4 protein-coding genes are annotated in these 7,207 nt (G+C 52.9%); 3 read left to right on the forward strand and 1 reads right to left on the reverse strand.

Annotated features, from left to right (window positions below; translation table 11 throughout):
• Positions 1-754 precede the first annotated feature (754 nt).
• From GX364_05470 to GX364_05480, 3 genes are all read left to right on the forward strand, one after another.
• Positions 755-1,447 (forward strand): TetR/AcrR family transcriptional regulator, encoded by a 693-nt coding sequence (locus GX364_05470; GenBank protein ID NLI70291.1) that lies wholly within the window; start codon positions 755-757, stop codon positions 1,445-1,447.
• Between the two features lie 93 nt (positions 1,448-1,540).
• Positions 1,541-4,564 carry a formate acetyltransferase gene (locus GX364_05475; GenBank protein NLI70292.1) on the forward strand — a complete coding sequence of 1,008 codons (3,024 nt, stop codon included), beginning with the start codon at positions 1,541-1,543 and terminating at the stop codon, positions 4,562-4,564.
• 34 nt (positions 4,565-4,598) lie between these two features.
• Positions 4,599-5,513, forward strand: a complete 915-nt coding sequence (locus tag GX364_05480) for a glycyl-radical enzyme activating protein (GenBank protein ID NLI70293.1) — start codon at positions 4,599-4,601, stop codon at positions 5,511-5,513.
• A gap of 69 nt (positions 5,514-5,582) precedes the next feature.
• Here GX364_05480 and mltG read toward each other — a convergent pair whose 3' ends face one another.
• Positions 5,583-6,650, reverse strand: a complete 1,068-nt coding sequence (mltG, locus tag GX364_05485; protein ID NLI70294.1) for an endolytic transglycosylase MltG — start codon at positions 6,648-6,650, stop codon at positions 5,583-5,585.
• Positions 6,651-7,207: the final 557 nt, after the last annotated feature.

Raw genomic sequence — 7,207 nt, forward strand, 5'->3', positions numbered from 1 at the left:
GGGAAGCTATTTCCTGGGTTTTATCTTTTCGCATACCCACAAAAGAGAGCTTCAGTTCCTGAAGAATCCCCTCCTCGTACACAGCCTACCATCGCTATAAACTGGTTCCTAGGCTTATGTCTTTTCCCCGTACGGATATGTTGGCGTCAGCGACATGGAGTGAATGGTTGCCATAGCATAGCACAGCGCTTGTTTTTACCCGAGATTCCTCGCGGCGCTATTCCTTCACTCCGGTGTTGTCATTTCCACGTCATTTTTCTCTGTTGCTTTATGTTAGCGTTCTTGTTAAAGGCCGCTTGCTCGGAATGACAGGGGGGGAGGTCGCCGCAGGCGACCGAGGAACCCCCTCCTCATGTACCCCTTACCCTACTGCCAGAGAAAAAAAAGGTACAACCTGTCATTCTGAGGGAGCGGCGTTATTTGCCGCGACCGAAGAATCCCCTCCTCGTACACATCTTACCATCGCCATAAACTGGTTCCTAGGCTTCTGTCTTTTCCCCGTACAGATATGTTGCCGTAAGCGACATGGAGTGAAAGGTTAATACTTGTGAATTTATGAAAAAACGCTTGCTCGGAATGACAACGAAATAGCCGCCAACGTTGTTGTATCAAAAAGTACATTACCTGAATGGCAGCACCCGGGCCAGAAAATATAAAAGTTTTACCGGATACAGATTCCCCGTTGACACATTAATTGAACGCTGTTAATATAATAAGAAGGAGAAGGCATTTTGGGGCCGGGGGTGAACGGGGGATGGCCAGACCGAAACGGCCGGCATGGCAGAAAGAACAGGTCAAACAGAAAATCTTCCAGGCCACTCTTGAATTGTTCAACAAGCATGGTTACGAGGCGGTGTCCATCCGCAAGATTGCGCGCCGCGCGGGTTGTTCGCCGGCAACGATTTACAATTATTACCGCAGCAAGGATGCTCTTTATCTGGATATCCTTACCGAGGGGTTCACCATCCTGCATGGCATGTTTCTGGATCAACCCCGTATCGACGATCCTCTGCAGTTGATACGCAGTTATGCTTCCACGTTTTACCGTTTCAGTTTTGATCATCCTTACTATTACGACATCATGTTCTCTTTGCATGTTCCCAAATATCTTGATTATACGGGTACCACAGTCGAGGAAGCGGCTTTTGCGGAGAAGGCCATCGCCTTGAAAAATATCGAACTGCTTGTCGATGCGATGAACGATTTTTACCGGGGATCCCCCGCTAGCGAGGAAACAACCGCTGCTGCAACCGAGAAGGCTTTCGCCCTGCTCGGCCTCTGCCACGGTATTATCTCGTTGTGCCGCTCGGGTATATGGGCCGAACTTGATGCGGATTTGAATACTCTTTATTTCTCCGCCATCGATCATTTTTTGCAGGAGATGGTTCGGGAAAGGGAGGAAATGATAAGCGGTGCTGCCCCGCCGGGGGCGGGTTTCAAGGGTTGAATCCAGGGGGAAGCGGGTAATTTCGCCGCCCGTTCGGTCACTTGCGGCAGTATGTTTGGACCGGCTTCCCGATAAAAAATGGGGAGGGGATTGATGATGACACCCGTCGGAACTGTGGAGGAGAAGAACAAGAATGGTGACTTCATGACCAGATTTCAGGTGATCAATGTATTGAGACTCATGTCACTGATGTTTCGTTTCAGTTCATCTTTTCGTCGCAATATTCTTGATGAAGAGAAAGGTTTTCTTTTCAATGCCCGCTTTGTCTTCCGTAATGTGGATGGGACCGTGGAACTCCACGCCATATTTGATAACGGGCGGATGAAAGTGGGGCACGGCAGTATCGACAAGCCGGATCTGATCTTCAATTTCCGAACTGCCGAGGGGATGCGGGGTGTGTTTTCACTGCGGGAACCGTCCGATTCTATTGCAATGATGCTGGATAATGATCTTTTCATCGAGGGGAACCTGATGTATCTGGCCAAATTTGGCCACCTTTCCCAGGAGCTGGCTTCGGGGCGCAAAAAGAGGAAGAAACTTTCCCGCGGGATAGAGGAGAAAAGGGAAGATGTCGGCCATACTTCTGCGGCGCGGGCTTCGCACCCACTTGCCCACAGGGCAGTCCTGAAGTCTGTTCCACATGACCGGGTGGAGGTGCTGGATGAACCTTATCTGAGTGCTTACAGCCTGAATAATTTTCCACGCCTGCAGGCTGCCCGGGAAAAACTTTATACCATCCAGGCGGGGGTCTGCGCCGAGAGGCCGCGGCTTCTGACGGAATACTACATGCAACACGGGTTTGAAGAAGGCCCCGATGGGAAACCGCGTGACCCCGTGTTGCGGCAGGCCGAGGCGGTGGCGCATATCCTGGCCAGGCGCGATCCGATCATCAGGGATGATGACCTGATCGCGGGCACGACCACGACCAGGGATGTCGGGGTGCTTCTTTTTCCCGAATTCGGGGCGCTGGCACTCTGGCCGGAATTGCTCACGGTCGACGAGCGGAAGATGAATCCTTACCACATCACCGCGGAGGATATCGATATTCTCAACTTCGAAGTCTTTCCTTTCTGGAGCCGCCGAAATGTAATGGAGTATACACGCAGCAAATATGGCAACCCACGCTGTCAGCAACTTGAAGGCCGCTGGGTGCTGTATTTCTGCTGGAAGGCACATGCCGTTTCGCATACCATTCCCGATTTCGCCATGATCCTCGAGAGGGGGTTGCTAGATATAATTCGCGAAGCCGGGGAGAAAGAAGCGGCGGCAGGGGACGAGAGGGAACGCAACTTTTACCGGGCATTGCAGGTTGCCCAGGAAGGAGTTCTGGCCTATGCCAACAATCTTGCCGCAAGGGCGCGGGAGCTTGCTGCCGGGACCGGCGATGATGATGAGGGCCGCCGCCGGCGTGCGGAGTTGGAGGCGATGGCAGAGGTCTGTGAACGCGTTCCTGCACATCCGGCTCGCAACTTGCATGAGGCGATCAATGCCATCTGGCTCTGCTGGGTTTCTCTGCACATGGAAAACATGAATGCCGGGCTTTCGCTGGGCAGGCTGGATCAGGTTCTTCAGCCTTACTTCCTGCGTGATGCCGCCGGGGCGAAAACTCCCGAGGAGAAGGAGGAACTGATCAGAAGGGCGATCGAGCTGGTGGGCTGTTTTTTCCTGAAATGCTCCGATCACCTGCCCACCGTTCCCGATCTCGGCAACCGCCTTTTCGGAGGAAGTTCTTCCGACCAGGCGCTGACCCTGGGCGGGGTGGACCGTGATGGTGGCAGTGCAATCTGTGACATGACCTATATTTTCTTGAAAGTTACTGAAATGATGGCTCTGCGCGAACCGAATGTGAATGCTCGCTATTATCCCGGTGTCAACGATGATGATTATTTGAAGAGGTTGATCGAGGTAAATACGATAACCGCGGCTACCCCTTCGTTGCACAACGATGCGGCAGTCATCCCCGCTCTGGTCAACCAGGGTTTTGCCATCGAGGATGCCCGCGATTGGGGTTCCACCGGCTGCGTGGAACCGACCAGTGTCGGCCGACACATGGGCCATACCAACTGCATGCTCCTGAATACCGTGGCGGCACTGGAGATGGCCATGCACGATGGCGTCCATCCCCTCGTTGCGGAGCAGGTCGGCCCGCGCACCGGCAATCCGGCGCAGGAAGGGAATTTTCCCACTTTTGATGATTTCAAAAATGCCTACAAGGAGCAATTGCGTTACCTGATCGATCAATCCATCGCCTACAACGATTACCTGGGGCTCACTCACCAGGAGCTGCACCCGACTCCGTTGCTTTCCTCATTTTTTGATGGGCCCATGGAGAAGGGGAAGGATGTCATTGATGGGGGTGCCCGCTACAATACCTCGGGGGCGGCGCTGGTTTCCATCACCGATGTTATCGACAGTCTCATGGCGATCAACGAGCTGATTTACAGGCAGGGGATAGTCGATTGGAAGACGTTGCTTCGGGCACTGGAGGCTGACTTCCGCGGGTATGAAACCCTGCATGCGCGGATTATCAGCCGTGTTCCCAAGTTTGGCAGCGATGCCAGGGAGCCGCGGGAGCTGGCCGGGGAATTGATAGATTTTATCTATGACTGCTACCAGTCTCACCACAATTACCGGGGCGGAGTCTATACCAGTGGATTCTGGAGCATGTCGAACCACGTAGCTTTCGGGACACTTTCGGGTGCACTGCCCAGCGGTCGCCTGAAAGGCAAACCCTTTACTCCGGGGATAACCCCTTCACCCGGCGTTACCGACCGGTTGCTTTCCAATATCCATACCGTTGCCGGCCTGGACCCGCTCAAAATGCCGAACAATATCGCTTTCAATGTCAAGGTGGCACCGGGAGCGCAGGATAGCCACGAGGAATTCGTGGAGCGGGTTACCGCCTATGCAAAAAGTTACTTTGAACTGGGCGGGATGCAGATGCAGTTCAATATCGTTACCACGGAGATGCTCAGGGAAGCCGTGGAAAAACCGGAAGATTACCGCTGGTTGCTGGTGCGCATCTCGGGCTACAATGCTTATTTTGTCGAGTTGAATGCGGATATGCAGCAGGAGATCATCGAGCGTACCGAATTCAGCATGGCAACGGGAAGCTGAAAAATATACTGTATGGCAAAGGTGGTGGGTGTAGATGATCGCGCTGGAATACGAACTTCCGCTGGTTGTCGAGATCAAGCGCAATGCACTGGATGACGGGCCCGGCATCCGCACGACCATATTTTTCAAGGGATGCCCCCTGTCCTGTGTATGGTGCCAGAACCCCGAATCAATAAAAATTTATCCCGAGATAGCTTACTCGCCCGGGGACTGTCTTCTCTGCGGAGCCTGTGAAGAAGCCTGCCCCGAGGGGGCGATCGATCTGAAACGCCGCCCCCAACCGGTGGACCGTCAACGATGCACACGCTGTGGCACCTGCACCACCGTCTGCCCCGGCAAGGGGATGCGCCTGGTGGGGCGCCATTATCCCGTCGCGGAATTGGCGGAGATTGTCGCGGAGGATTCAATTTTTTACGAGAACTCGGGGGGCGGGGTGACTCTTTCCGGGGGGGAACCGACCATGCATCCACGTTACCTTAAGCCCTTTTTGCAGGCGCTGAAATTTAACCGTATCCATGTCAACCTCGAGACCTGCGGCTACTATTACCGACCGGTTTTTGAACGATATATACTGCCTTACCTGGATCTGATCTATTACGATATCAAGTTGATCGAACCCGATGCCCACCGTCGTTATACCGGACGGACCAACGACCGCATCCTTGAAAATTTCGAGGCGCTGATCCGGGGCGGAAAGGTGCCGTTTCTGCCCCGGATACCTCTCATTCCGGGAGTTACCGACACGGATGAAAACCTGGCCGGAATCGCTTCCTTTCTGAACAAAATGGGGGTGAAGCGCACGGCTCTGCTTCCCTACAATCCTCTCTGGTTGCCCAAGGCGGAGAATCTTGATCGGCAGAGTTCCTATCAATATGATCGCTGGATGACCCCGGAAGAGATTGAAAGATGTGCTTCACATTTTGACCATTTTGAACTGGAAGAATTTTAACAGGATGAATTGCCCCCGGGGCAGTCTGTTCCATGGTTGCCGGTAGCGGGGCGGTGCGGTCTGCTTGGCTTACTGATTCTGGCTTGCATTCTTTTTGCTGATCACCTTGAATGCTTCGTGCTCGGCGTTGGTGCGGCTGAAAAAATGTTCGCCGGAACCGTCTTCCCTGGAGACAAAATAGAGATAATCGGTTTCCTGCGGGCGCATTGCTGCCTTGATCGAACTTTCTCCCGGTGAGGCGATGGGGCCGGGGGGCAGTCCTTCGTGTATATAGGTGTTGTAAGGCGAATCGATTTTCGTGTCTTCCCACAGGAGCGGGTTCTTTTTTTCGCCCAGAATATAATGAACGGTGGAACAGCAGCCCAGCAACATGCCTTTTTCCAGCCTGCCGGCAAGGATGCCGGCGATAAGTTCGCGCTCGTGGGCGACCACCGCTTCTGTTTCAACCAGTGAGGCCAGCGTCAGGATCTCGTGCATCCGCATTTCCGGCTTATCATCCATCTCCTCCAGGGCAGATTGATAAACTTTTTCCATTCTCCCGAGCATCATCGCCAGGATCTCCTCCTCGCTGATATCGCTGCCAAACTCGTAGGTGTCGGGGAAGAGATACCCTTCCAGAAGGTAATCCACCGGTTTTCCTTCCACTTCTTTCAGGAAAGGGAACGTTGCGAAGAAATTGTCTGGCGGTTTACGGCAGAGGGCCAGAAAATATTCCCGGTCAACTTTACCCTGTGCATGGAGACGCGCGGCAATCTGTTCCACGTTGAATCCCTCGGGGATGGTGATCCAGCTTGTTTCCCGGTAAACCTTGCCTTCGGTCATGATCGAGAGCAGATCTTTTGTACTCATTGCCGGACTGAGCTGATACTGGCCGGCCACAAAATTTTGATCCGATCCGGACCAACGTGAATAAGCACGGAAGATGAGTGTGTTGTGAATCAAGCCTTCCCGGGCCAGTATTTCGGCAATACGTTTCGTTCCTGACCCCATGGGGATGGTTACGGTTACGAGATCGTCTTCAGCGGCCGTGGGATTGACCGGTTGCAGCATATATTTCAAGCCATACCAGGCCAGAGCCGAACCGGCAAGGAGAATCAATATAAAAACAACAGCAACAATCAAGATGCGTCTGCCCATCTTATCCCACCCCTTTGTCACATTAGAATTATATTATATAGGGCAGTGGCAGTCCACTGAAATTGTCGATTTTGGGCTGAACCGCGAAATAGCCCTTTATTTTTAAAACGCACTACCTGTAATTCCGAGGGAGTGGCGTTATTTGCCGCGACCGAAGAATCCCCTTCTCGATCACCACTTACTTTCGCTATAAACTGGTTCCTGCTTTTCCTCGTACGGATATGTTGGCGTCAGCGACATGGAGTGAATGGTTGCCATAGCATAGCACAGCGTTTGCTTTTACCCGAGATTCCTCGCGGCGCTATTCTTTCATTCCGGTGTTATCATTTCCACATCATTTTTCACTATGGCTTTATGTCAGTGTTCTTGTTAAAGACCGCTTGCTCGGAATGACAGGGTGGGGAGGTCGCCTTTTATATTATACTGTCATTCTGAGGGAGCGGTGTTATTTGCCGCGACCGAAGAATCCCCTCCTCGTACACAGCCTACCATCGCTATAAACTGGTTCCTAGGCTTCTGTCTTTTCCCCGTACGGATATGTTGGCGTCAGCGACATA

This window comes from Bacillota bacterium (assembly GCA_012518215.1).
GTDB lineage: Bacteria > Bacillota > Dethiobacteria > DTU022 > PWGO01 > JAAYSV01.